Genomic DNA, 25986 nt, shown 5'->3' on the forward strand with positions numbered 1-25986 from the left:
CCTAGCATAACTGCTAATCTACGTCAGCCCCTTAATAATTGGCCGCCGATGGATTTGTTTTGTTTTAGGCCGTCTGAAGCGATGTGTTTCAGACGGCCTGTGTTTTTGTTTGCTGCTTCTGCTGAAGCATTTGTCCTAATGGCATTATAATGTGGGCAATTGTTTTTTAGATTGTCTGCTATGTTTTATCTTTATCAGTCCGACCGTTTGGAAGCGCTTGCCGAAATGTGCGCGCATATTCATCAGGCCTTGCCTTTGGATGCGGTATTGGCGCAGGAAGAAGTGGTGGTGCAGAGCCAGGGGATGCGGCGGTATCTGAATGTGTTTTTTGCGCGCAAACTCGGCGTGGCGGCGAATTTGAAGTTCAGCCTGCCGGCCGGTTTGGCGTGGCAGCTGATGCGTAAATTGGTTCCCGATGTGCCGCCGCTCAGCCCGTTTTCGCCTGAGGTCATGCGTTGGCGTTTGCTGGATTTGTTCCGCAGCGAAGCGTTTCAGACGGCCCCGGAATACGAAAACGTGCGCCTGAAGCTGGCAAGTTATTTACAAAGCTCGGCATCGGCGGATTATCAGCTTGCCGGACAAATGGCGGATATTTTCGACCAATATTTGGTGTACCGGCCGGATTGGATTGATGCGTGGCAGGCAGGGAAGCTGCTGGGCTTGGGCGATGATGAGGATTGGCAGGCGCGGCTGTGGCGTTATTTGGACGATGGCAGCCAATCGGCGCCGCACCGCGTGGCCTTGTGGGAAAAGTTGTTGGCGCAGTTGGATAAATCGGTCTTGCCGCAAAGGTTGTTTGTATTCGGCATTTCGACAATGGCGCCGATGTATCTGCAACTGCTGCACCAAATTTCCAAGCATTGCGATGTGTTTGTGTTTGCGCTCAACCCGAGCAGCCAATATTGGGGCGAGGTCATCGACGAGGCGCAGATTTTGAAAAGGGGCGATGAGGCGGATTTGTCGCAGGCAGGGCATCCGCTGTTGGCTTCTTTGGGCAAGCAGGGATGCGATTTCTTTGATTTTCTGTCGGAAGTGGAAACCGAGCAGGATATTCAGGTTTATGAAGAGGGAAAAGACGATACCTTGTTGCATTGCCTGCAAAACGATATCCAAAACTTAATCATGCCGTCTGAACGCTTATATCAACAGGAAGAAAGTGAGGCGGGCGCGCAGCAGGCTTGGGTTCAAGTCCACGATGCGGACGGCAATCCGGTGTGTGTCGAGCCGGACAAGCTGTTGAACGACGGTTCGGTCAAAATCGTTGCGGCCCACAGTCCTTTGCGCGAATTGCAGATTTTGAAAGAAGAGCTGTCGCTGGTGTTGCAAAATAATCCCGACTGGCAGCCGCACGATATTGCCGTTTTGACGCCGAACATCGAGCCCTACAGCCCGTTTATCGAAGCCGTTTTTGGACAGGAGCAGGCGGGCAGCCAGGCTTTGCCGTATTCGATTTCGGATGTAAAACTCAGCCGCCGCCAGCCCTTGCTGTATGCTTTGGCGCAAACGTTGGACTTGCTGGAAAGCCGGTTTGAAGTGGACAAGGTTTTACCTTTGCTGGAAAGCCGGTTGGTGTTGCAACGCTTCGGTTTGAGCGAGGAAGATGTGCCGTTGCTGCATGAGGCTGTTGCCGGATTGAATGTGCATTGGGGTTTGGACCAAACCATGCGCGAGGGTAAAGACAACCTCTTTACTTGGCAGCAGGCGGTAGAGCGTTTGGCCTTGGGCTGGATGCTGCCCGAAGGCGGCCACGGCATGTGGCAGGGCGTGAGCGCGTGGCATAGCAACGTCAACCAGTTGGACGTGTTCAGCGGTTTTGCCGAATTTATCCGTACTTTGGCCGATATGGCGGCGCAATGGCAAGAGCCTGCCGATGTGGAAGGCTGGGTGCAGCGTTGTCGCGATGTGCTGGAGAAACTGTTTGCTCCGGATACGGACGACCAATACGCCAAGCAGCAGTTTGAGCAGTCTTTGGCGAAATGGCAGGAAGAGGCGCAGTTGGCCGAATTTGACGGATTGTTGCCGTGTAAAACCGTTATCCGCCATATCTGTCGTTTTTTGGACAGTGAAAGCCAAGCCGGATTTTTGAGCGGCGGTATCACTTTCTGTAGTATGGTGCCGATGCGCAGCCTGCCGTTTAAAATGGTTTGCCTGCTGGGTTTGAATGACGGCGATTTTCCGCGCAATACCAAAGCGGCGGTGTTCGACCTGATTGCCAAACATCCGAAAAAAGGCGACCGCGCCCGCCGCGACGACGACCGGTATCTCTTCCTCGAAGCATTAATCAGCGCACGCGAAATGCTGTATTTATCTTATATCGGCCGCGATATACGCAATGATGCCGAATTTGCGCCGTCTTCGTTAATCAGCGAGCTGCTGGATACCATTGCCGCCATGACGGGGAAAAGCGGGCGCGAGTTGTCAGAGAAATGGGTGAAACATCATCCTTTGCAGGCTTTTTCGCGCCGTTATTTCCAAGAGGACGCGCTTTCAGACGGCCTCTTCAGTACGCGCCAAGATTACGCCGATGCGTTGAACCAACCGCAAGCGGAAGCGCAGCCGTTTTTCCTTGAGGCCTTAAGTCAGGAAGAACCGGGCAAAACCATTCACCAGGGCGAGCTTGTCAGTTTTTGGCGCAACCCTGTCAAAGTTTGGCTGAAGAAAAATTTAAGCTGGGATCAGCCGTATCTGGACGGCGCATGGGAGTCTGCCGAACCGTTTGAGCCGCAACATGAAGGCCGGATTGCCGATGCCTATTTGGATGCGCGGCGCAAAGGGGAAGATTTTGAAGATACGGCCATTCGGCTGAATGCAGAAAGCCTGATGCCGGTAGGCGAATTGGGCGGTTTATGGCAGAAGCAGTATCAAATATCTGCGAAAAACGTAGATGCCGAGCTGATACGCAGCGACAAAAGGCCGTCTGAACCTTATGAAGAATCCTTTGACGACTTGGTGTTACAAGGCACCATCGGCAATCTTTACGAATGCGGCCGCATTGTGTTCCTAAATCAAAAAGACAATGCGCCCAACCGCATTGCCCGTTTATTGGAGCATTTGATTTTTTGCGCCGTCGCCCCTCAATCCGTTGAAAATCGACAAACCCATATTGTTAGCTTGGGGCAGACCGAAACCTATGCCGCCATCGGGCAAGAGGCCGCGAGGGCACTTTTGAAAGAATGGTTGGTATATTTCCGAATCGGACAAAATACCCCCTTACCGTTTTTTGCCAAAACCAGTCTTGCCGCTGCGGAGGAGTACAACAAGAAAGAGGATTGGGATGCTGCCTTGAGAAAAGCCCATGATGTTTTTAACGGCAATAAAATGAGCAAAGGGCAGAAAGAATATACCGAAGTGAAGCTGGTGTTTGGCCATTCGGAAGAATCGCCTCTTGATGAACCGCTATTTGAAAACCTCGTCGTCAATCTGCTTGTGCCGCTTTTGACCGGCGTGGCAGGGAAAACCGATACAACAGAACAGGAGTAAAGCATGGCCACTTATGCAGAATATTTGGATTTTGATACTGAAGAAGACAAATTGAAACAGCAGCAACTCTATCAGGCAACCGAGCTGTCGGCGCAAACGGTAGCGGCGGTTAAAAAGATCAGCCGTCCGCAAAACTGGCTGCTTGCCGCTGCACCATATTGCCCTGATTGCCGCGTGTTTGTGCCGTTTATTCAAAAAATGGCGGAGTTGAACCCCAATATCCGCGTCAACTATATTGCCCGCCGTGATTTTGACGACAGCAGTCGTTTCGATAATCCGCGCCAACAGGAAATCGTCCGTACCAACCAAAAAATCCCTGCGCTGTTTTTAATGGGTCATGAAGAGGCAGGGTCTGTGTTTAGCGAGTTTCCACAAGTGGTGTTGAATCAAATTGCGGCAGATGAAACCCGTCGCACGGAATTGCGCGACGCGTACCGTGCCGGCGAGTTTAATGCCGATATTGAGGCTCAGGTTGTAGCGGCCTTGGCATGGGCAGAGCAGCGTTGTTGAGTAGATATTGTTGGTGTGTAAGACTATATTTTGAGCCACTTTGATAAAGGGGACAATTTCTAGTGTAATTTAGTTCTTACCTAGATTTTCTCATTATGTATTTACGTTCTGGAACTTCAATGGTTTGAACAATTTCAAATCCCTCTTTTTGGTAGAGGTCTCTAGCTATTTGATTTGACTCAAAAACCGTTAGGGAAATACTTTCTATTTCTTCATTTTCAAACATTTCTTGAAGAAAGTATTGAAAAGCTTTTCTACCTAATCCTTTTCCCTGCTTCTGTGGAGCTATGAGAAATCTTCCAATATGAAGATTTTTATCTTCTAGTTTGATTTTCTGGATGATGCCTACAAACTCTTCTCCAACAAAAATGGAAAAAATCCCTTCCATCTTTTGCAAGGATTGGGCAATCAAGGGATAAGAAATCTTTGGCCCCATCCATTGCTTCTGAAAACTTTCTCCCAAAGCATTAGACCACTGACAAATGAGTTGGGCATTTTCTAACTGAAGTCCTTTTTCAAAGTGAATTTTTATATTTGCTCCTAAAACTTCTCTTATATCCAACTATTATACTCTTTCTCATATTTTTTCCGAATAATTAAGTATGATTCAACTTTATTTTTTTCTTGTTGGAACGATTCTTGCTTCCTTTCTTTGCTTTGTAATAAAAAGGCCGTCTGAAAAGATTTCAGACGGCCTTTTTTTAATGCTTAACGCTTGATTAAATTTCGATTTTATTCGGCGTAAAGGTTTGCCATTTGTTGCAGGCCGGGCAGTGCCAGAAGAAGACTTGGGATTTGAAGTGGCAGTTGCGGCAGCGGTACATGACACTTTTTTGCAGCTGGCGGCCGATAATGGAACGAATCATATCGGTATCGGCTTTCCACTCCGGATTCATACTGCTGAGTTTCAAACCAAGCAGGCGGTACACGCCGTTGAGGTCGGGTTTTTGGCGGACGAGTTCGACAGCGATTTGCGCCGCTTCGGTTTCGCCTTTGAGCAGCAGAGCCTTTTCGTAGATGACGTTGATCAGGTCAAGATCGGGAAAGGTTTGCATATAGCCGATGAGGCGGTTGAGGCCTTCTTCCTGCTTGCCTTGCGCGGCATAGGCTTCATAGAGTTTCTCGCCCACCATGCTCAAATAGGCATGGTTTTGCTGCTCGATGGCGGAATACGCTTCTACTGCGGCAGGGAAATTGCCCTGACGGTATTCGATATCGCCAAGGATGATGTTGGCGCGCGTACATTTTTTGTTGGCTTCGAGTGCTTTACCGATGTTGTAGCGGGCGGCGTCGAAGTTGGATTTGAACAGCGCGGCTTGGGCAATTTCACAATAGAACTGGGCAATTTCAAACTGATAGGTCTGTTCGTCATGGCTCAAGAGCTGTGCCATCTCGATGGCTTTTTCCCAGTCGCGGTCTTGTTGGTAGATGCTCAAAAGGTGTTGGCGGGCTTCGCGTGCCATATCGCCTTCCTGCAAACCGAGGAAGATTTGTTCGGCGCGGTCCACCAAGCCTGCACTTTGGTAGTTTTGCGCCAATTCAAAAAGCACGCGCGCGCGTTTTTCGTTGACGGTGTCGGGCGAATCGAGCAGGGCGCGGTGCATATTGATGGCTTTGTCGTTTTCGCCGCGTTGGCGGTAGAGCTTGCCTAAGGTCAGATTCAAGTCGTATGACTGCGGCTGCTGGTCGATGACTTCTGCCAATTCGCGCGCGGCGCGGCCGCTGTTGCGGTCAACGAGGGCATCAAGGCTTTTGTAAAACCCTGCCGGTATGCTTTTGGCCTGTTTCAGGACGGTCTTCATATCGACGCGCGCGGCAAACCAGCCCATAGCGAAGAAAACGGGGAGGAGGACGATGGGCAGTAAGATGACCCACAATTCGTTGTCCATGGTATTCCTTTATTGATTGGTGGCGTTACGCTTTGGGAGCGGTTTCGGAAGCCGTTGCCGGTGTTTCGGTTTTGACCGGGGTCAGGTCTTTTTCGGAAAGGTGGGCGTATTTTTTCACTTCGGCGCGCAGACGGTTGTTTTCGCTGCGCAGGGACAACAGACGGCCGAAGAGGGCAAACATACCGAACACGATGCCGATAATAAATGCACCGAAAAGCACGACAATCAGCGGCAGATTGATGTTTTGGCCGGGCAGGTAGAAGAAGGATACAGTGTGGGTATTGGTGATGGCCAGCAGGAGGAAAACAAGAAGAATCAGGATTTTGATGATGGTAGAGATGAGTTTCATGGGTTGCTCCGGGTGGGCCGCGGTTGGTGCAGGCCGTCTGAAAAATGGTATTAGTTTAAACGATTTGCCGGATTTCGGATAGGACGGCATGTTTCAGACGGCATGGGAAAGGTATCTTTAATGTTGACGGGTACTTGTCAAACCCATATTGAAAGGCGTATTGTTCAGTCTTTAGTTATTATCTTACAAATCAGAATAAGAAAGGCAATCATCATGAGCAGACCAGTTCCAGCCGTATTCGGCAGCGTTTTTCACGCTGAAATGCCCGTTATCGCTTATCGTGAAGGTAAATGGCAACCGGTAGAATGGCAATCTTCCAAAGACCTGACACTCGCCCCCGGCGCACATGCTTTGCATTACGGCAGCGAATGTTTTGAAGGTTTGAAGGCATTCCGTCAGGCAAACGGCAAAATCGTGATGTTCCGCCCGACCGCCAACATCGCGCGTATGCAGCAAAGCGCAGATATTCTGCACCTGCCGCGTCCTGAAACGGAAGCTTATTTGAATGCTTTGATCGAATTGGTCAAACGCTCCGCCGAGGAAATCCCTGACGCGCCTGCCGCTTTGTACCTGCGTCCGACTTTGATCGGTACCGACCCTGTGATCGGTAAAGCCGGTTCTCCTTCCGAAACAGCCTTGCTGTACATTTTGGCTTCTCCTGTTGGCGACTATTTCAAAGCCGGTTCGCCCGTTAAAATCTTGGTGGAAACCGAACATATCCGTTGCGCGCCACATATGGGTCGTGTGAAATGCGGCGGCAACTACGCTTCCGCCATGCCTTGGGTGTTGAAAGCCAAAGCTGAATATGGCGCAAACCAAGTGTTGTTCTGCCCGAATGGCGACGTTCAGGAAACCGGCGCGTCTAACTTTATCCTGATTAATGGCGATGAAATCATTACCAAACCGTTGACCGACGAATTCCTGCACGGCGTTACCCGTGATTCCGTGCTGACTGTTGCCAAAGATTTGGGCTACACCGTTACCGAACGCAACTTTACCGTTGATGAGCTAAAAGCAGCTGTGGAAAATGGCGCAGAGGCGATTCTGACCGGTACGGCTGCGGTCATTTCTCCGGTAACTTCTTTCGTGATTGACGGCAAAGAAATCGAAGTGAAGAGCCAAGAGCGCGGTTATGCAATCCGTAAGGCAATTACGGACATTCAATACGGTTTGACAGAAGACAAACACGGCTGGTTGGTCGAAGTTTGTTAAGTAGAACGCAGTTAATATAAAAGGCCGTCTGAAATATTTTTTCAGACGGCTTTTTTATTGGTTTTTTGATGGGGAAAACGATAATAAAATGCTAAATTTTTTAAACAAACGGTAGTATTTTTAGATAATCGGTATATAATGCGCAGGCATGTTGTAAAAATACATATTGAAAATATCGAATTTTATTGATTTTTAGAAGAAGTTAAAAACAGTTGTAGATATTTATTCTGTATATTTTGTAAATTTAGTTAAATAGGGAATGCTAAAAACATATCGTGTTAAAATTTCCCTCCTTTTGGGCTTCGCGGGATTCACTCTGTCAAGCCAAAAAGGAAAACGATGCAAGATAAAACCATTTTTATTTTGCTATAAAAATCAAAAATAACTTAACTTTGGATGAACTAATCAATTAAAAAGGGACTCTGATACATTTCCGTCAAAAATAACCGGACACATGGTACGCGGACAGATTGCCTATATAAAGTCATCCAAGGGTTCTGTCTGACACCATGACCGTTTCCAATCAGAAAACCGGCAGAAGGGGAAACGCTGCCGAGTTTCTCAAAGCGGCCAACTTCAGTTTGGCCTTTATACAGGCAATTGCTGTTACGACAGAATCCGTCTTACCTCTTTAATCAATCGGCTTTTTTGTTGCACGCTTGTGCGGTGGGAAAGGCGATATTCGATACAAGGAAATACGCTGATTATGTCACATAAACTTGCTCCTCTTGGCCGTACCCACATTCGTCACGGCTCATCCACACCTGAAGCAAATTCCAAATCATCTTCTCCTCTAAAAGAATGGATACACACCCACAATTGGGAGGATATACCGTCGGTTTCTCCTGAGCTTAAGCAATTAAGCGGTAAAAATACGGTAACGAGAGAAGTAGTGCATGTGGCGGAGGCAGCAAAATTTGACAGTTCTTCATCATCTTCAGACAGCCTTGTGATCAAAATGCATGTTGCACGGGCCAGCGTTGCTTCTGTAAGCAGCGTTTCCAGTAAACATACCATTGTGCCTAAAGTGGCGAGCAAACACGTTGTTTCAAAAGAACCGGTTAATCAATCGATGGAAAAAGTCCTGGCTGAAAGGCAAAAAGTTTACGAAGAAGCCAAAGCAAAAAAAATAGCCGAGGCTGCCGCCGCTAAAGCAAAGGCTGTCGAGCGCGCAAAAGAAGCGCATAAAGCGGCAGTCGAAAAAGCGGCTGCAGAGCGTAAAGCCAAACTCGAAGCCGCACGCAAAGAAAAAGAGGCGGAAGACAGAGTTGCCGAAGAAAAAGAAACCGTTGAGATTGTCCATAAAAAGAATCTGAAGGATTCAGACGGCCATGACAAAATAGCGGGCGTTTCTTCCGGTAAAAAAGCAATCAATAGCCACGACGGCCACCTCAGTTCGGGTAAAGCAAACAAAATTGACGACCATGCCGAAGGCAGGGAAGGTCTATCCGGAAAATACCGCGTGTATGAATCCAAAGAGTATGGCAATTACGTTCGTGTGAATGATTTTGGTGCCGATGCGCAGGGTAAAAAAGACAGCCTTCAGGCATTTAAAGCAGCTTTAGAGGCGGCGCACAAAGAAAAAGCCATGGTCTTCTTGGATGGTACTTACTATATTTCCAATCAGATTGTGATGGATAAAACCGTCTCCGGCGCGCGTGGTTTGTTTGGTTCGGGCATGGGCAAAACCAAAGTAACGTTTGATAAGGCGCAAACAGGCGAATTCAATCCGGACACCAACCATGACGATATCCGAGAATTTGCCGGTATCTTGATCGATGGGCAAAACAATAAAACCATTGCCGATTTGTCAGTTCAATATACCAACCCTGATTTTTACCGCAAAGGCTTAAGCTATTTTGGCAAGGTAAACGGTATTTTGGTGAACGATGCGGACAATACTTTAATCAGCAAAGTAGAGGTTTCCGGTGCCAACCGCGCTGGTGTGATGTTTACCTCGACCGCTTCTTTGGAAACGGAAAAAGGCCATAAGCTGACCTTTAAAGAGCGCGTGCAAAGCGGCGAAATTGATGAAACATACGAAGCGCTGCCTTTGGGTGAAAACAACCGTATTGTCGATTCGTATCTGCACCACAACCGCGTTGCCGGTGCGTTGATCGGTTTCCAACAAAACTTTATCGGCGAGGGCAACCGTTTGGATTGGAACGGCCACGAAGCGGATGGCGGGACCGGCTACGGTATGGCCGTGGCTGCCGGTAGCTACAATTACGGCATCACATACCGTAAAAACACGACCGACCACAACTACCGCAAGGGTTTGGATGTGCATGATGGTACAGGCATTGTCATTGAAGACAATGTGTTAACGGGTGACCGGCTATATGGTATTGTTGCCTACAACCGCCAGTTTTCTATGGATAAAGTCAAAATCACCGGCAATACCATTATCCAAGACCCGAGCTTCCGTTTGAATGTTGATGATGACTTGGGTAAGTACTACCACATGTATTCAGGGATTCAGGTACAAACCAATACCCAATACAGAGATTTGCACTCGGCTGATAAAGGTTATTTCGATATTAGCGATAATGTCATTAAAAATCTGACGGTTTATCAAAACAATATTCAGACCTACGCGATTGAGTTCCGTAACCATGAAAGCAAAATGGATTACACACTCAATATGGCAAACAACAAGATCAGCGGCGAATCCACCAAATATCTGATTGCCGTCATCAACGATACCTACGACCGTGTTTTATCTAAAAACGGCATGGGCAGCGGTACCATTACCATCAGCGGCAATGATGCCGATATTGGCAAGATTATGAAAGGCGCAGTACCGGTTTATGTGGAAGAACACCATGGCAATGTCGCTATGCATGGTGCGGTAACGATTCACAACAACAAAATTTCCGTGCGTGAAGAATCTGCCGGCTATGTCGAATTTGCTTATTTAAAGAGCAATGCCAAAGAGTACAACATCACCAATAACACATTGAAACTTGGCGGTGATTTGAATGATGCTTTGATAGACGTACACAGTACCAACCCTAAGGGTAAGGCATCTTTAAATGTGGCCAACAACAAAATCCTGACGGACATTAAAGGCAAGTTGTATGATTCATGGCTGCGCTTTGAGAATGACATCAACACGTATTCTGAAGGCAATAGCCATAACGGCGCGGCACTGAAAAAGGTGAATACGACCGGCAGTAAAGTGGCATTGAGCGATATTTTGTCAGAAGCCAACCATATTGTCGAAACGACTAAAGAGACTGTGTATCACCATACTCAGAACGTGTATACATCAGGAGTGGAAGAACATCATGCAACGACAGGGATTTTGTAAGCTGTTGAAGTCGTAATCTTTATGTTTTAAATATCGATAAATAAAAAAAGGCCGTCTGAAAATTTTCAGACGGCCTTTTCATCTAACTCACATTATTTAGCCAGTTCGGCACGCAATTTGTGGGTTACGTTCATCATTACTTGGAGTTGTTCCAGAGTTTCTTTCCAGCCACGGGTTTTCAGGCCGCAGTCCGGGTTCACCCACAGGCGTTCAACCGGTACAACCTCGATGGCTTTGCGCAACAGGTGCTCAACTTCAGCTTCAGTCGGTACGCGTGGGCTGTGGATGTCGTAAACGCCCGGGCCGATGTCGTTCGGGTATTTGAATTCGCCGAACGCGGTCAAGAGTTCCATGTCGGAACGTGAAGTTTCGATAGTGATCACGTCAGCATCCATAGCAGCGATGGCAGGCAAGATGTCGTTGAACTCGGAGTAACACATATGAGTGTGGATTTGGGTGCTGTCTTCGCAACCGGTAGAGGACAGGCGGAAAGATTCGCCGGCCCAGTTCAGGTAAGCATCCCAATCGGCACGTTTCAAAGGCAGACCTTCGCGGATGGCAGGTTCGTCAATTTGGATGACTTTGATGCCGGCTTTTTCCAGATCCAATACTTCGTCGTTCAGAGCCAGTGCGATTTGTTTGCACACGGTAGAACGTGGAATATCGTTGCGGACGAAAGACCATTGCAGAATGGTTACAGGACCGGTCAACATACCTTTCATCGGGCGTTTGGTCAGGCTTTGTGCGTAAGTAGACCAAGCGACAGTCATGGCTTCAGGACGGCTTACGTCACCGAAGATGATAGGTGGTTTAACGCAGCGTGAGCCGTAGCTTTGTACCCAGCCGTATTGAGTGAATGCAAAACCGCTCAACAATTCGCCGAAGTATTCGACCATGTCGTTACGCTCGGCTTCGCCGTGTACCAGTACGTCCAAGTCCAGTTTTTCTTGCTCTTCAACTACCAAGGCGATTTCTTTTTTCATTGCGGCTTCGTAATCGGCGGCAGACAGTTCGCCTTTTTTGAAGGCTGCGCGTGCTTGGCGGATTTCGGTAGTTTGTGGGAAAGAACCGATGTTGGTAGTCGGCAGCAGAGGCAGGTTCAACCATGCTTGTTGCGCTTTGATACGGTCGGCAAATGGAGATTTGCGTTGGTCTGCGTTGGCAGGCAAATCGGCCAGGCGTTTGGCAACGTCTGCGCGATGGATTTCACTGCTGTTGGCACGGGAGTCGGCGGCAGCTTGGCTGGCAGCCAGTTCTTCGGCAACAGAATCACGACCTTCGTTCAATGCGGCTTTCAGAACGCGCAATTCTTGGGTTTTTTGCAGGGTGAAGGCCAACCAAGAGTACAGGTCAGGTTTGTTGGCTTTCAGTTTTTCTTCAACTGACAAGTCAAATGGAGTGTGCAGCAGAGAGCAAGAGCTGGAGATCCACAAACGGTCGCCCAGTTTGGCTTGCAGAGGCTCAACAGTTTCCAAAACTTTGTTCAGGTTGGCGCGCCAAATATTGCGGCCGTCGATAACGCCGGCAGACAGAACTTTGTCGTAGTCGGCAAATGCGTCCAGTTGCTCAGGCGCGCGTACCAAGTCGATGTGCAGGCCGTCAACAGGCAGGGATTTCAGCAAGGCAGCGTGTTCGGCAACGGAACCGAAGTAAGTGCTCAACAAGATTTTGGCGTTTACTTTGCTCAAAGTGGCGTAAACGTCTTTGTAGGCTTCTACCCATTCTTTAGGCAGGTCGACAGCCAAAGCAGGCTCATCGATTTGAATCCATTCGGCACCGGCTTCAACCAAAGCGTTCAGGATTTCAACGTAAACAGGCAACAGTTTAGGCAACAGGCTCAGACGGTCGAATTCGACAGCGCCTTTTTCTTTACCTACCCACAGGAAAGTCAATGGGCCGACGATGGTCGGTTTGGCTTTCAGGCCCAAAGCTTGGGCTTCTTGCAGTTGTTGAACGTAGTGTTTGGCGTTGGCTTTGAATTCGGTATCGGCGTGGAATTCAGGCACCAAGTAGTGGTAGTTGGTGTCGAACCATTTGGTCATTTCGATAGCGAATTGGTCTTTGTTACCGCGGGCCAGTTGGAAGAATTGTTCCAAAGACAGGTTTTGGCTGTCGAAGCCGAAGCGGGCAGGGATGGCACCGGTGGCAACTTGCAGGTCGAGGATGTGGTCGTAGAAAGTGAAATCGCCTACAGCAACGTAATCAGCGTTGGCAGCAGCTTGGTGTTTCCAGTTTTTCTCGCGCAAGTCTTTAGCAACAGCCAGCAATTCTTGCTCGCTGATTTCTTTGCGCCAGTATTTTTCTTGTGCGAATTTCAATTCGCGGAAGGCACCGACGCGCGGGAAGCCTGAAAAATGCAATGTTGTCATGTTAACTCTCCTAGTTGGAATTTTGAATCAGGCCGGTATGGCCTGAATGTTCGATATTGTAAATCAGAATGGGGAGGCCGTCTGTTTTATTAACGCGGACGCACGCCCAAAATATGGCAGATGGCGTAAGTCAGTTCGCTGCGGTTGAGGGTGTAGAAGTGGAAGTCTTTGACACCTTCGCGCGAGAGGACTTTGACCATGTCGATGGCGATGCTGGCGGCAACAAGGTTGCGCGTGCCTTGGTCGTCATCCAAACCTTCGTACATTTTAGACAGCCAGCTTGGGATTTTGACGTTGGTCACTTGGGCCATTTTGGTCAATTGTTTGAAATTGGTTACGGGCAGGATGCCGGGAACGATTTCAACGTCGATGCCCATCATCACGCAACGGTCACGAAAGCGCAGATAGCTTTCCACGTCGAAGAAGAATTGGGTAATAACGTTGTTTGCACCCGCATCGATTTTGCGTTTCAGATTGATTAAGTCGGCTTGTGCGGATTTGGCTTCCGGGTGAACCTCTGGATAGGCCGCTACGGAAATGTCAAAGTCTGCAACAGAGCGCAACAGTTTGACCAAATCTTCGGCATAGAAAGGTTTTTTCTCATAGCCGGGCGGCTCGTCGCCACGCAGGGCGACAATGCGGCGGATACCGCTGTCCCAATAATCTTTGGCGATTTGGCGCAACTCGTCAGGGCTGGCGTCGATACCGGTCAGGTGGGGGGCTGCGTCAAGGCCGGTTTCTTGTTTGATGCGTTTGACGATACTGTGTGTGCGGTCGCGTTCGCCGGAGTTTGCACCGTAGGTTACGGAAACGAATTTCGGATGCAAGGTTTGCAGGCGATGGATGGAATCCCACAGCATGGTTTCCATTTGTTCGTTTTTCGGCGGGAAAAATTCGAACGAAACATTGATGTCGCCTTTCAAATCAGAAAGGCTGTTGTTTAAAGCGGCGATTTCTCGAGCGTGATTCATGGTTATGCACCTTCTGCATATCTTTTATTTGTTGTCAGACTGCATAATAAATTTGAGGTTGGTATGAGTCAATTTCGAAATTTTCCGAAATTGTATGAATAGATTTAATAAAGACCTCAGGCCGTCTGAAAAACAGCCTGAGGTCTTGTTTGATGAAAAGGGAAAAGGTTATTCCGCTTCATCTATCCAGGCTTGTTGCACGGCTTCGAGAATGCGCTCGCCACAACGCGCCGGATCATCGTCAAATTCAGGCAGAGCCATAATCAAATCACGCAGTTGGGTAAAACGCACGGTTTTCGGGTCGATGCTGTCGCCGTGTAAATCGTAGAGTTCTTCGGCGATGCGTTGGGTATCTGTCCATTTCATGATGTGTTCCTTTATTAGGTTTCGACTATTGCCAATTATTTTAATCAAGAAGAAGTCGGACTGCCAGATTGTTTTACGGAAGATGGGCAGATAAATGATGGCGCTATTTTTTAACAAAATAGCATAGTTGCGTTAAAATACGGCAAGACACTTAAAAATTCACGGCATATTCCCTTTGAATCTGCCGTTTTATACTTTTTATTCCGTTTTGAATGATTTGGTTTCCATGTAAAATTTACATTTCGCTATGCAACCAAATTTTTTGGAACGGCTCTTAAGACAATCCATCGCTTAAAAATAAAAGGAAAAAAGATGAATAACGCACTCAACGCCAAGCTGTCCAAACTGATTTACGCGCTCGCTTCCGATGATCCGGAGTATCTGTCCAAAGCAGGTGCATTCGACCGTTTGCTGTTGTTAGTTCGCGAATTTTATCTGATGCTGGACGAAACAGAAGGTTTGAAACAGCTGGTGTTCCGTCTGTATTACGGCAAACACTATGGCTTGATTAAACTGGATGCTGCTTCACCCAATGACGATGCAGGCGCATTGAGGTTGAAACGTTGGATGGTTTATTCGCGCATCGCCGAGCGTATCGAAAATTGCGGCAAGCATTTGTCGGTCGTGCTTGAAGATGCGGTGTTGGAAAATGGCGCGGACAAATCGCATTATATAGATGAAGCCAATGCCATTATCGAGCGTTTCGGTTTGGTAAGGGATGAGGCTACACTTTCGGCGATTGAGGCAGAGGAAGCTTTGAAGGCTGAGGCTGAACTGCCGACAGTCAACAAATCTAAAAACGCGGCTCCCCGTTATAACGGCAATATGCATCAAATCAGAATGCAAGAGAAAATTGAAAATTACTCCGCTACGCAGAAAGTGGCCTCCATGCAAATTTCGCGTATGCGTTTTATTTTTCCTCATATCAAATAGTTTGCCGCATAAGCAACAGGCCGTCTGAAAACCATAAATTTGTGGTTTCAGAGGCCTTTTTCATTAAACCTTGTTTTAATGGTCTTCACGAGCGTGGTTGATCGTATATTTAGGGATTTCTATGACCAAGTCTTTGTCGGCAACGACTTGTCTGCGGCACTTGACGATATAGTGGTGGAACACGAAGAAGCGAAACAGCGTTATACAGATGCCGCAAACGAAATCATCAAACGCTTCGGCTTGGCGGGCTATGTACCTGAACCGCCGAAATCTATGGTAACAGCGCAAAACGAGCCTGCACCGAAATCCGAGCCTAAGAGCATCATAACCCGTCACGACAGCAGCCTCAGTATGTTGAACGCTAAGGGCAGAGTGGAAAGCTATCCCGTCGCACAAACCACTGCTTCGATGAAAGTTTCCTGCTTAAGGTTTATCGTCCCCCGTTCCAAATAATGGTTTGATAACGATTTGACGGAAGGTCGTCTGAAAACGGTCGGTAAGGCAGTTTTCAGACGACCTTTTGTTTGCTTTTAAAGACAGTGTTATTCTCGATCCAAGGGAATGGCATGGTCAGATAACTTTGTACCCTTAAGTCCAAACTTTTTCAGAATAAAGGAAGATGGGTATTGATATGTGGTTATGTCTTCAAGGGTGGCGGGGTACTTATACACCATAATTTTCTTTTCACAGGATTTTGTAATACAAGCTTCCTCTGAATTATTGATATCTCCCGAGCGTTCAAAAATGTTTTCAGATTCCGAATAGGCATAAAAATTATTGCTTACAAAGACCTCTTTACCATTTTGAATCTTGGTTTCGGTAATGCCCAAGGATTTCAAATTGCTACCCTGATAGTATAAAAACAAACTCAAATGACTCTTGCCTTGGATCGATTTACAAGAGGTGGAGTAATCTCCATTTTCAACTATAAGCACAAAACGTTTTATTGGGGTTGTCCTAATACGGTAGCGGACAGGGCGCTTGATTCTATCAATCATGGCATTCAGTTGCTTATTGCGGTATTTGGTGTCGCCAATAATGTTTTCCATTGCCTTATCTACTTCTGCTTGGTTGTATTGATAGCAAGTTATCTCCTGCCATTCAGCATGATCGGCATAGGCTGTGTGTAGGAAGAATAGGAGTGAAAGCAAGGTTAAACATTTCAACAATGAATTCCAAACTATTTGCTTTTGAAAGGTCGTCTGAAAATTGCTTGATCCGTTTCAGACGATCTTTTTGCATCAATGATCTTCGCGCGCGTGGTTGATGGTGTATTTGGGGATTTCAACCACCAAGTCTTCGTCGGCAACAACTGCCTGACAGCTTAAGCGTGAATCGGCTTCCAAGCCCCATGCCTGGTCAAGCAGGTCTTCTTCCAGTTCGCTCGGTTCTTCCAAGCTGTCAAAACCTTTGCGGATGATGACGTGACAGGTTGTGCAGGCGCAGGATTTTTCGCATGCGTGATCAACTTCGATGTCATGGTCGAGCAGCACGTCAAGGACGGTTTGGCCTTCCGGTGCGTCTTCGATAACCGCGCCTTCGGGGCATAATGTCGCGTGTGGGAGTACGGTAATTTTTGGCATTTTTATTGTCTCGGTTGTTTAAGAGTGGTTGTGGTTAAAGTGGTTTCAGACGGCCTTGGGTATTCAATATTCAGGCCGTCTGAAAAATGGGTTTATAACATGATGCCTTTACTTTTTAAATTTTCCAGACATTCGTCCAAGTAAGCATCATTATGTTCGGCATAAATCGGCGAAGTAGCTGTTTCAGCCGCGTGCGAATGGTATGGGGAAACGGCTTTGCCGCGATATAGCGGGTCTTTCCATAAGGCATCGGGTTTGTAACCGCGCTTTTCCATCTCTTCCATAATCAACGCGTGATACAGGTAGAGTTTGTAGGGTGAATGGGTAAAAACGTAATTAACCGTCGCATGCGGCCTGCCCCAGCCCGCCCCGCGTAAAGCAGCGCATTCGCGGTGTTGCCCCAAAAGCTGGGCACGGGGGAGTAGGGGGATAAGGGTTTGGTGCCAGAGTCGCATAGAAGTAATCAGGTTGTTTGGGATATTAGATTTTCAGACGGCCTCTTTATCCAAGGCCGTCTGAAACCATTTGCCGTCAAATATTATCAACGCTTTGCCCTGTCAACGCGCGTTGGATGTTGCGGTTCATGCGTTTGGCGGCGAAGTTGTCGGTGCTGTGGCTGAGTTTGGCGACGGCGGCGCGGATGTCTTCGGCTTTACCGTCTTTCAGATAGCTTTGCAAAGCGACGATGTCTTGTTGAATCTGTTGCAATTCTTCGGCTTCCAATAAATCGCTGTCCAACTCAAGGGCGGCATTGACGGCGTCGGTCAGGCTTTCGGCTTCGACGACGGCTTCGGCGCGTGCGCGTGCGGCCATGTCTTCGGCGGCGTTGCTCATGCTGTCTTTGAGCATTTGGGTGATGGTGTCGTCGTCCAAGCCGTAGGAAGGTTTGACTTCGATTTGCGCCTGTACGCCGGTGCTTTGTTCTTGTGCGGAAACGGACAGCAAGCCGTCGGCGTCAACTTGGAAGGTCACGCGTATACGCGCTGCGCCTGCTGTCATGGGCGGAATACCGCGCAGGGTAAATTTGGCCAGGCTGCGGCAGTCGGAAACGAGTTCGCGCTCGCCTTGTACGACGTGTATCGTCATGGCAGTCTGACCGTCTTTGAAAGTAGTGAAGTCCTGCGCGCGCGCGGTAGGAATGGTGGAATTGCGCGGGATGATTTTCTCGGCAAGACCGCCGTAGGTTTCCAAACCGAGCGACAAGGGGGTAACGTCCAGCAGCAGCCATTCGCCGTCGGTTTTGTTGCCGGCAAGGACGTTTGCCTGTATGGCGGCACCGAGTGCAACCACTTCGTCTGGGTTGAGGTTGTTCAACGGAGTTTGTCCAAAGAAGGTGGCGACCGCTTGTTGAACGTGCAGCATACGGGTCGAACCGCCGACCATAATCACGCCTTTAATGTCGGCTTTGGTCACGCCTGCGTCTTTCAGTGCTTGTTTGACCGGCTCTATGGTTTTTTGCACCAGATTTTGGGTCAGATTGTGAAACTCTTGGCGGGTAATGACGGTATGAACTTTATGGCCGTCTGAAAGTGTAGTTTCGATGACGGCTTCGGTTTGAGTGGTCAGTTTTTCTTTGGCGGTACGGACAAGGGAAAGCAGAAGCTGGCTGTCTTGTTCGTTGAGTTTGGAAAGGTCGTTTTGTTCCAGCAGGTGGCAGAACAAGCGATGGTCGAAGTCGTCGCCGCCCAATGCGCTGTTGCCGCCGGTGGCTTTGACTTCAAACAGGCCTTTAGTCAGTTGCAATACGGATACGTCGAATGTGCCGCCGCCCAAGTCATAAACGACAAACGTGCCTTCCGAGGCGTTGTCCAGTCCGTAGGCGATTGCGGCGGCGGTCGGTTCGTTAAGGAGGCGCAAGACATTCAAACCTGCCAAACGCGCGGCATCTTTGGTAGCTTGACGTTGGGCATCGTCGAAATAAGCGGGTACGGTAATGACGGCGCCGACCAAATCGCCGCCCAATGTTTCTTCTGCACGCGATTTGAGGGCTTTGAGGATTTCTGCCGATACTTCGATAGGCGTTTTCGCACCTTGACGGGTGTTTAATTCGACCACGCGCTCATTGGGTGTAAATTGATAGGGCAGGTATTGCGCGTCTTGTGTGAGGTCGGTAAGGGTGCGGCCGATCAGGCGTTTGGCGGAGCTGACGGTATTTAGCGGATCGGTTTTTTGTGCAGAAAGGGCGTTTTTGCCGACTTCGACTCCGCCATCCAAATAGCGGACAACGGAAGGCAGGGTGGTACGGCCGTCTGAATCGGGTAGGCAGACTGCACTGCCGCTGCGTACGGTGGCCACCAAGCTGTTGGTTGTGCCTAAATCAATGCCTACGGCGAGGCGGTGTTGATGGGGGGCGGCGGACATGCCGGGTTCGGAAATCTGCAAAAGAGCCATGATTGTGTGCCTTCTGATGCTGTATTTATTAGGATGGGGCAGATTTTAGCAGATTTTTGGCAGATAGTTGAGTGGTTTGCTAGGAAATAACCCTAAGGCTTAATGTTGTTTTTTAATTGAAAAGAAAGTGGATTTTGAATCCGGACTTGTATTTTTTAAGAAATGCGGATAAAATTCAGCCTCTTTGCCTTGCCTTTTACTTCGCATGGTGAAAGGCTGTTTTTAATCATCCATAAGGAGATAACATGCGTCATTACGAGATCGTGTTTATCGTTCATCCTGATCAAAGCGAGCAAGTGCCTGCTATGGTTGAGCGTTACAAAACCATGATTACTGAAGCCAACGGTAAAATCCACCGTTTGGAAGACTGGGGCCGCCGTCAATTGGCTTACCCAATCAACAAAATCCACAAAGCACACTATGTTTTGATGAATATCGAAACTACTCCTGAAGTGGTTGAAGAGTTGGAAACTGCTTTCCGCTTCAATGATGCCGTACTGCGTCACCTGACCATCAAAACAAAACACGCTGTAACTGAAGCTTCCCCAATGCTGGGCGGCGAAAAAGCAAAAAACTTGCTGAACGGTGCGGCTGAAGAAGTTGCAGCAGCCGAATAAGATTGAATAATCTGATTAAGCTTACCGCCCGTATCTTACAGGTTCAGCCTTTGAGATATACGCCGGCAGGAATTCCTGTTTTAGATGTTGTGTTGCAACATGAATCTTGGCAGGAAGAAAACGGACAGAAATGTCTGGTCAAATTTGAAATTCCCGCGCGGATTTTAGGTAAGCAGGCTGAGGAATGGCAGTATCGGCAAGATGCCGTCATCGAGTCGGAAGGTTTTTTGGCACAACGCAGCCAACGCTTCCCCAAGCCGGTACTACGCATACAGAACATTAAAGAATATAATAAAGGTTAAACGACAATGGCTCGTCAATCATTCAAACGTAGAAAATTCTGCCGCTTTACGGCTGAAAAAATCCAAGAAGTTGATTACAAACAAGTTGATTTGTTGAAAGACTTCATCTCTGAAAACGGCAAAATCATCCCTGCCCGCATTACTGGTACTAAAGCACACTACCAACGTCAGTTGGCTACTGCTGTGAAACGTGCCCGTTTCCTGGCTCTGTTGCCTTACACCGATCAACACAAATAATTTTGGAGTTTAAATCATGCAAATTATTCTGTTAGAAAAAATCGGCGGTCTGGGTAACTTGGGTGATATCGTTACCGTTAAAAACGGTTACGCACGCAACTTCCTGATCCCTGCCGGTAAAGCAAAACGTGCAACCGAAGCCAACATGAAAGAATTCGAAGCACGCCGCGCTGAATTGGAAGCCAAACAAGCTGAGATCTTGGCTGATGCTAAAGCCCGTCAAGAAAAACTGGAAGGCCAAACCATTACTGTTGCTCAAAAAGCCGGTGTTGATGGTCGTCTGTTCGGTTCTGTTACCAATGCTGACATCGCTGAAGCGATTGTTGCTGCCGGTATCCAAGCTGCTAAAGCAAACGTACGTCTGCCTAACGGCCCTTTGAAAGCTGTTGGCGAATACGAAGTTGAAGTGGCTCTGCACACCGACGCTGTTGCTAAAATTACCGTTGCTGTTGTTGCAGCCGCTGAGTAATTAATTCATTCAAGGCCGTCTGAAAATCAAGGGTTTCCTTGAATTTCAGACGGCCTTGTTTATCTGCTTGAGCTGAAGTAAGTAAATATCGATTTGTCTATATTTTTTAAGTCTGTCTAGAAATATAGCGGAAGAGATAATGTATTGGCCGAATATTCATTCGTGTTCGGGTTTGTCGTATTATTTAGTAAAGAGATTATTTATGAATAAAATCAAAATCTTTGGGATAGGTCTGACTGCTTTGGCTTTAGCTTCATGCGGCACTCCGCAAAAGCCTGCTGTTGATACGGCAAAACCTGTCGAGCCTGTTTCCTCTGCAAAACGCCCTGTATTTGATGCAGCGGCTGAATCTGTTGCCAGCAGCGGTTTTAATGAAAACGTCAATGTTCAGCAGTTTATCCAATATGAAGTGAAAAACCGCCGTTTCAGTGCAGAAGAATTGCGTAACTTCTTCAATGGCGTGGTGTATAAAGGCAATATTATTACCATTATGTACCGCCCAAGCACTTCGCGTCCTTGGTATGAATTCCGCACAGGTAACTCCGGTGCAGTCAAATTTAACGGCGGCAGACAATTCTATGCGGCAAACCGTGCCGTAATTGATGATGTGGCACGCAAATACGGCGTACCTGCCGAATTGATTGTGGCGATTCTCGGTATTGAAACCAATTATGGCAAAAATACGGGCAGCTTCCGCGTTGCCGATGCTTTGAGTACATTGGCCTTTGATTATCCACGCCGTGCCGAATTTTTCCAAAACGAATTGAGCGAACTTTTGCTAATGGCAAAAGAAGAAAAAGAAAATATTTTTGATTTCAAAGGCAGCTATGCCGGCGCGATGGGCATGCCGCAATTTATGCCTTCCAGCTACCGTAAATGGGCGGTGGACTATGATGGTGACGGGCATCGCGATATTTGGAATAACGTCGGCGATGTGGCGGCTTCTGTCGCCAATTATATGAAACAGCATGGCTGGCAGACCGGCGGTAAGATGGTGGTGCCGGTCAGTCTGACGATTACGCCGCACTTGCAGGCGATTATCGATGAGAAAACTGCTTTGACACGCACTGTCGCAGATTTCAAAGCCTTGGGTGTCGTGCCTCAAGCTGCTGTTGCCGATAATGAAAAGGCTGTATTGTATGCATTGGAAACCAGCCCGGGCGTATTTGAATACTATTTGGGCCTGAATAACTTCTACACCGTATGGCAATACAACCACAGCCGTATGTATGTAACAGCGGTGCGCGATATTGCGAATGCAATCAATAACAATGGCTTGTAAGCCATAAGAAAACCACCCTTCGGGGTGGTTTTTAAATATCGAGAATTTGTAAAGGGGGTTAAGCCATCAGTCTGATTTTCATGGCGTAACGTTTTTTACTGTGCCCTGAAACAAATTGTCCGCCTCGGGCAGGAGATAAAAATGCATTGCCTTCTGCGGTTGGCTCTGCACAAGTATATTGGCCGTTTCGATCGCTCCAGAGTGCGTACACAGGCAGATTGTGGGTACGGATATCCAGTTTCAAGCCGTCAAATGCAACGTGTGCATCTTGGTCGGAGGAAACAAATTCGGTATGGGAGATATAGTCAGCATCGTATGGCGCGCCGTTAAAATCAAATTGTGTGCCGGCGGCGGTAAAGTAGGGGTGGAATCCTGGAGACGTGCGGACAGGCGATTCGCCGTAATTGCAGACGGTCAGGATGGCGATGGCTTCATTTTCATTAGGTAGGCTGTAATCGAGCAACCATTCGACGTGTTCATAGCCTTTTTCTGTGCTGATTAATTTCAAGCCGATATCCGATTCATTTTGATGGCGGATTTCCCAGTCTGAGGTTCTACCGAAACCATGTTGGGCCAGATGATTTTTGCTGTCAGGTCCGAATTGGGGTAGGCAGACGTGCATGCCGCCGCGTAATTTTGTGTCATCGCCGACTTGAACGCTGGTTTTCGGAAATAAGACTTCCCGTCCTTTTAAAATCAGGGAATCAATATATCCGCCCATTGTATTGACTTGCATTGTGGCTGATTGGTTGCGTAGTATGATTTCGGACATGATGTTTTAAACTTCAAATTACTTATCATTTATGTAGCATTCTAACATTGCAATAACATGCTGTCGCCGTAGCCTTGATAGAAAATCCTTAATAAAAATCAAAAAAATGCTAGAATATATGCCATTTTCTGAGGTCGTCTGAAGAGCAGATCATTCTTTTCAGACGGCCTTCCGATTTATTTCCCGTAGAGAAACAACATGGCTTATCAAGTTCTTGCACGAAAATGGCGTCCGAAAACCTTTGCCGATTTGGTCGGTCAGGAACACGTCGTCAAAGCCCTGCGCAACGCGCTGGACGAAGGCCGTCTGCACCATGCCTATCTGCTGACAGGAACGCGCGGTGTGGGTAAGACCACGATTGCCAGGATTTTGGCCAAGAGCTTAAACTGCGAAAATGCCGTGCATGGCGAGCCGTGCGGTCAGTGTGAGAGCTGTACGCAAATCGACAGTGGCCGTTATGTGGATTTATTGGAAATCGACGCGGCATCGAATACCGGTATCGACAATATCCGCGAAGTGTTGGAAAACGCGCAATACGCGCCGACTGCGGGTAAATACAAAGTCTATATCATCGACGAAGTGCATATGCTTTCCAAAAGCGCGTTCAATGCCATGCTGAAGACTTTGGAAGAGCCGCCCGAACACGTTAAATTCATTTTGGCGACCACCGATCCGCACAAAGTCCCCATTACCGTATTGAGCCGCTGTTTGCAGTTTGTTTTGCGCAACATGACGACTCAACAGGTTGCCGAGCATTTGGCACATGTTTTGGATCGTGAAAACGTTCCTTATCAGCCGCAGGCCTTGCAGCTTTTAGGGCGTGCTGCCTCCGGCTCGATGCGCGATGCGTTGAGCCTTTTGGATCAGGCGATTGCCATGGGTTCGGGTAAAGTGGCCGAACAAGATGTCCGCCAAATGATCGGAGCGGTCGATAAACAATACTTGTTTGAATTGCTTGAAGGAATCATTAATCAAAACGGTGAGGCCTTGCTGGAAAAGGCTCAGGAAATGTCCGCCAGAGCGATTGGTTTTGACAGCGCATTGGCAGAGTTGGCCATGCTGTTGCAACGTTTGGCTTTGATTCAAACCATTCCTTCCGCCTTGGCAAATGACGACCCTGAACGTGAAACCTTGCTTCGTTTAAGTCAGGCCTTGAGTGGCGAGCAGATTCAGCTTTATTATCAATGTGCTATTCATGGCAAACAGGATTTGCCGCTGGCTCCGGACGAGTATGCCGGTTTTGTCATGACGCTTTTGCGCATGCTTGCATTTGCGCCATTGGCCGCTTCGGGTTGCGATACGCAAAGTCAGATTGAACACACGGATTTGCATTCCGATCATCAGAAAGCTGAGGCCGAAAAAAAGCCTTTTCAGCTGCCGAAATCTGAGCCGATAGCAGCACCGGCGGTTGAGAAAGAGGCTGTTCCGAGCAAACAGGATACCGTTGAAAGGCCGTCTGAAGAAACCGTTCAGCCTGTTCGGCAACAACAGGCGGATGTACCGCCTTGGGAAGACATACCGAGCCAAGTATCGGCTGAACCGCCTCAAATTCAAGCGGCGCAGATACAAGAAGCAGCGGAGCCATTGCCTGTTGCACAAGTTCAGACGGCCCCTGAGCCGGAAGAATATCCGCACATGGATGAGGAAATTCCGCCTCCGTATTTTGATGAAGCATATGTATATGAAGATTCGCATCGTGCTGATGTGATGGAAGTACCGCAGCCGGTTGTGTCTGCTGAATCTGAAGAAGAGGAGGGAGATGAAGAAGAGCTTCAGTTCGCTCCTTTGCCTGAGTTTAAAACAGAGAATTGGCACAGCATTATCGAACGCTTCGCCCGTAAATTAGGCGCGGCGCAGATGTTGGCGCAAAATGCGGCATGGACGAGTTATGATGCGGAAGCAGGTTTAATCATGCTGTCGTTGACGGATGAGGCCAAAGCCACGGCCAATAAAGAGCGCTTGGATAAAATCTGCCAGACGTTGAGCGAGGCCTATCATCTTGGCAATTTAAGGCTGCAAACCGAGCCTTGGCAGGATGATAAAGGCTGGGAAACGCCGGTGATGCGCCGTAAACGTATTCAAGAAGAAGGGCGGCAGCAGGCGCAAGATTTGCTGGAAGCGGATACAACGGCGCAGAAAATCTTGCAAACCTTTGAAGCACAATGGCTGCCGGATTCTTTAGAGTTGGCAGGACATTCTTAACATACTGATATACAAGGCCGTCTGAAAGGCAATAGCGTTTTCAGACAGCATGAGTAAAACCCATTTATTCAAACCCATAGGAGTAAAATATGTTTGGAAAAGCCGGATTAGGCGGCCTGATGAAACAGGCCCAACAAATGCAGGAAAACATGAAAAAGGCACAAGCCAAGCTGGCTGAAACCGAAGTTGAAGGTGAAGCAGGCAATGGTTTGGTGAAAGTCGTGATGACCTGTTCCCACGTTGTCCGCAAACTTGAAATCAGCCCTGATTTGATTCAAGAGGCTGCTGACGATAAAGAAATGCTGGAAGATTTGGTATTGGCCGCCATCAATGCCGCTTCTGAAAAAGCCGAAGAAACCACCAATAAAACCATGGGCGCATTCACCCAAGGCCTGCCTGCAGGCATGGGAGATTTCTTCCGTTGATTTAAAATCAATAAAAGGCCGTCTGAAGCCAGATTTGGGTTTCAGACGGCCTTTTTTATTATGAGGATTCAGGGCTTTCTTTGGGAAAGAACAATCGTTCTTTATTGATATAAAAAAGCCTGAACAGAAGTTCAGGCTTTTTAAATTTGGCTCCCCGACCTGGGCTCGAACCAGGGACCTGCGGATTAACAGTCCGTCGCTCTACCGACTGAGCTATCGGGGAATGGGGCGTATTATAATGGCTGGAAAAAATGTGTCAATCCATATTTTCAAGAAAATGGTACAAAATATTTCAAATGTTTGAATGTTAAAAA

At 48.0% G+C, this 25986-nt stretch carries 24 protein-coding genes and 1 tRNA gene; 13 read left to right on the plus strand and 12 right to left on the minus strand.

Annotated elements, in window-relative coordinates:
- The first annotated feature begins 180 nt into the window (after nt 1–180).
- Together recC and HMPREF2661_RS04110 are read left to right on the plus strand one after the other, a co-directional pair.
- Nucleotides 181–3480 carry an exodeoxyribonuclease V subunit gamma gene (recC, locus tag HMPREF2661_RS04105; protein WP_070822448.1) on the plus strand — a complete coding sequence of 1100 codons (3300 nt, stop codon included), beginning with the start codon at nt 181–183 and terminating at the stop codon, nt 3478–3480.
- A 3-nt stretch (nt 3481–3483) separates the two neighbouring features.
- Nucleotides 3484–3990, plus strand: coding sequence for a thioredoxin family protein (locus tag HMPREF2661_RS04110; RefSeq protein ID WP_070822449.1), 507 nt, complete (start codon nt 3484–3486; stop codon nt 3988–3990).
- Between the two features lie 76 nt (nt 3991–4066).
- Here the strand turns inward: HMPREF2661_RS04110 and HMPREF2661_RS04115 are convergent, their stop codons facing one another.
- From HMPREF2661_RS04115 to HMPREF2661_RS04125, 3 genes are all read right to left on the minus strand, one after another.
- A complete protein-coding gene (locus HMPREF2661_RS04115) occupies nt 4067–4552 on the minus strand; it encodes a GNAT family N-acetyltransferase (protein WP_234398660.1) in 486 nt (161 codons plus the stop codon).
- Between the two features lie 157 nt (nt 4553–4709).
- Nucleotides 4710–5879, minus strand: a complete 1170-nt coding sequence (gene lapB, locus HMPREF2661_RS04120) for a lipopolysaccharide assembly protein LapB (protein WP_003684462.1) — start codon at nt 5877–5879, stop codon at nt 4710–4712.
- A 25-nt stretch (nt 5880–5904) separates the two neighbouring features.
- Nucleotides 5905–6228, minus strand: a complete 324-nt coding sequence (locus tag HMPREF2661_RS04125) for a LapA family protein (protein WP_070822451.1) — start codon at nt 6226–6228, stop codon at nt 5905–5907.
- A 213-nt stretch (nt 6229–6441) separates the two neighbouring features.
- Here HMPREF2661_RS04125 and ilvE point away from each other — a divergent pair, with 213 nt between their 5' ends.
- Both ilvE and HMPREF2661_RS04135 read left to right on the plus strand, forming a co-directional pair.
- Nucleotides 6442–7440, plus strand: a complete 999-nt coding sequence (ilvE, locus tag HMPREF2661_RS04130; RefSeq protein WP_049323817.1) for a branched-chain-amino-acid transaminase — start codon at nt 6442–6444, stop codon at nt 7438–7440.
- A gap of 1072 nt (nt 7441–8512) precedes the next feature.
- The gene (locus HMPREF2661_RS04135; protein ID WP_070822465.1) at nt 8513–10753 is read left to right on the plus strand and encodes a right-handed parallel beta-helix repeat-containing protein; all 2241 of its coding nucleotides are present in this window, start codon (nt 8513–8515) and stop codon (nt 10751–10753) included.
- A gap of 92 nt (nt 10754–10845) precedes the next feature.
- Here the strand turns inward: HMPREF2661_RS04135 and metE are convergent, their stop codons facing one another.
- The 3 genes from metE to iscX form a co-directional block, all read right to left on the minus strand.
- Nucleotides 10846–13122, minus strand: coding sequence for a 5-methyltetrahydropteroyltriglutamate--homocysteine S-methyltransferase (gene metE / locus HMPREF2661_RS04140; protein ID WP_003745555.1), 2277 nt, complete (start codon nt 13120–13122; stop codon nt 10846–10848).
- An 89-nt stretch (nt 13123–13211) separates the two neighbouring features.
- Nucleotides 13212–14093, minus strand: a complete 882-nt coding sequence (gene metF / locus HMPREF2661_RS04145; protein WP_003745556.1) for a methylenetetrahydrofolate reductase — start codon at nt 14091–14093, stop codon at nt 13212–13214.
- Nucleotides 14094–14261: 168 nt separating this feature from the next.
- Complete coding sequence (gene iscX, locus HMPREF2661_RS04150) at nt 14262–14459, minus strand: Fe-S cluster assembly protein IscX (protein ID WP_003682097.1); 198 nt, start codon at nt 14457–14459, stop codon at nt 14262–14264.
- A 312-nt stretch (nt 14460–14771) separates the two neighbouring features.
- Between iscX and HMPREF2661_RS04155 the strand changes: the two genes are divergently transcribed.
- Nucleotides 14772–15392, plus strand: coding sequence for a hypothetical protein (locus HMPREF2661_RS04155; RefSeq protein ID WP_049323819.1), 621 nt, complete (start codon nt 14772–14774; stop codon nt 15390–15392).
- Nucleotides 15393–15485: 93 nt separating this feature from the next.
- Nucleotides 15486–15845, plus strand: a complete 360-nt coding sequence (locus HMPREF2661_RS04160; RefSeq protein ID WP_234398661.1) for a hypothetical protein — start codon at nt 15486–15488, stop codon at nt 15843–15845.
- Between the two features lie 89 nt (nt 15846–15934).
- On the opposite strand, the gene HMPREF2661_RS04165 is transcribed toward HMPREF2661_RS04160, so the two are convergent.
- The 4 genes from HMPREF2661_RS04165 to hscA all read right to left on the minus strand — a co-directional run bounded on the left by HMPREF2661_RS04165 (nt 15935) and on the right by hscA (nt 19366).
- Nucleotides 15935–16558 carry a hypothetical protein gene (locus HMPREF2661_RS04165; protein WP_141759989.1) on the minus strand — a complete coding sequence of 208 codons (624 nt, stop codon included), beginning with the start codon at nt 16556–16558 and terminating at the stop codon, nt 15935–15937.
- A gap of 75 nt (nt 16559–16633) precedes the next feature.
- A complete protein-coding gene (gene fdx / locus HMPREF2661_RS04170; RefSeq protein ID WP_003745561.1) occupies nt 16634–16975 on the minus strand; it encodes an ISC system 2Fe-2S type ferredoxin in 342 nt (113 codons plus the stop codon).
- Between the two features lie 92 nt (nt 16976–17067).
- Nucleotides 17068–17430: a TIGR02328 family protein gene (locus tag HMPREF2661_RS04175; RefSeq protein ID WP_049323823.1), complete on the minus strand. Its 363-nt coding sequence runs from the start codon at nt 17428–17430 to the stop codon at nt 17068–17070.
- Between the two features lie 76 nt (nt 17431–17506).
- Nucleotides 17507–19366, minus strand: coding sequence for a Fe-S protein assembly chaperone HscA (gene hscA / locus HMPREF2661_RS04180; protein ID WP_049323824.1), 1860 nt, complete (start codon nt 19364–19366; stop codon nt 17507–17509).
- 245 nt (nt 19367–19611) lie between these two features.
- Here hscA and rpsF point away from each other — a divergent pair, with 245 nt between their 5' ends.
- The 5 genes from rpsF (at nt 19612) to mltB (ending at nt 22273) form a co-directional block, all read left to right on the plus strand.
- A complete protein-coding gene (gene rpsF, locus HMPREF2661_RS04185; protein WP_004519252.1) occupies nt 19612–19983 on the plus strand; it encodes a 30S ribosomal protein S6 in 372 nt (123 codons plus the stop codon).
- Nucleotides 19980–20285 (plus strand): primosomal replication protein N, encoded by a 306-nt coding sequence (gene priB, locus HMPREF2661_RS04190; protein WP_199900476.1) that lies wholly within the window; start codon nt 19980–19982, stop codon nt 20283–20285. The genes rpsF and priB overlap by 4 nt, the downstream gene beginning before the upstream one ends.
- A 6-nt stretch (nt 20286–20291) precedes the next feature.
- Nucleotides 20292–20522 (plus strand): 30S ribosomal protein S18, encoded by a 231-nt coding sequence (gene rpsR, locus HMPREF2661_RS04195; protein ID WP_003678863.1) that lies wholly within the window; start codon nt 20292–20294, stop codon nt 20520–20522.
- A gap of 16 nt (nt 20523–20538) precedes the next feature.
- Nucleotides 20539–20991 (plus strand): 50S ribosomal protein L9, encoded by a 453-nt coding sequence (gene rplI, locus HMPREF2661_RS04200; RefSeq protein WP_003678862.1) that lies wholly within the window; start codon nt 20539–20541, stop codon nt 20989–20991.
- Nucleotides 20992–21193: 202 nt separating this feature from the next.
- Nucleotides 21194–22273 carry a lytic murein transglycosylase B gene (gene mltB, locus HMPREF2661_RS04205; protein WP_049349683.1) on the plus strand — a complete coding sequence of 360 codons (1080 nt, stop codon included), beginning with the start codon at nt 21194–21196 and terminating at the stop codon, nt 22271–22273.
- 58 nt (nt 22274–22331) lie between these two features.
- Here the strand turns inward: mltB and HMPREF2661_RS04210 are convergent, their stop codons facing one another.
- A complete protein-coding gene (locus tag HMPREF2661_RS04210; RefSeq protein ID WP_049323827.1) occupies nt 22332–23045 on the minus strand; it encodes an aldose epimerase family protein in 714 nt (237 codons plus the stop codon).
- Nucleotides 23046–23243: 198 nt separating this feature from the next.
- On the opposite strand from HMPREF2661_RS04210, the gene dnaX reads away from it, so the two are divergent.
- Together dnaX and HMPREF2661_RS04220 are read left to right on the plus strand one after the other, a co-directional pair.
- Nucleotides 23244–25247: a DNA polymerase III subunit gamma/tau gene (gene dnaX / locus HMPREF2661_RS04215; RefSeq protein WP_049323828.1), complete on the plus strand. Its 2004-nt coding sequence runs from the start codon at nt 23244–23246 to the stop codon at nt 25245–25247.
- 89 nt (nt 25248–25336) lie between these two features.
- A complete protein-coding gene (locus HMPREF2661_RS04220; protein ID WP_003678854.1) occupies nt 25337–25672 on the plus strand; it encodes a YbaB/EbfC family nucleoid-associated protein in 336 nt (111 codons plus the stop codon).
- Between the two features lie 147 nt (nt 25673–25819).
- On the opposite strand, the gene HMPREF2661_RS04225 is transcribed toward HMPREF2661_RS04220, so the two are convergent.
- A tRNA-Asn gene (locus HMPREF2661_RS04225) sits at nt 25820–25895 on the minus strand.
- Between the last annotated feature and the right edge of the window lie 91 nt (nt 25896–25986).

Source organism: Neisseria sp. HMSC061B04, from assembly GCF_001836705.1.
Lineage (GTDB): Bacteria > Pseudomonadota > Gammaproteobacteria > Burkholderiales > Neisseriaceae > Neisseria.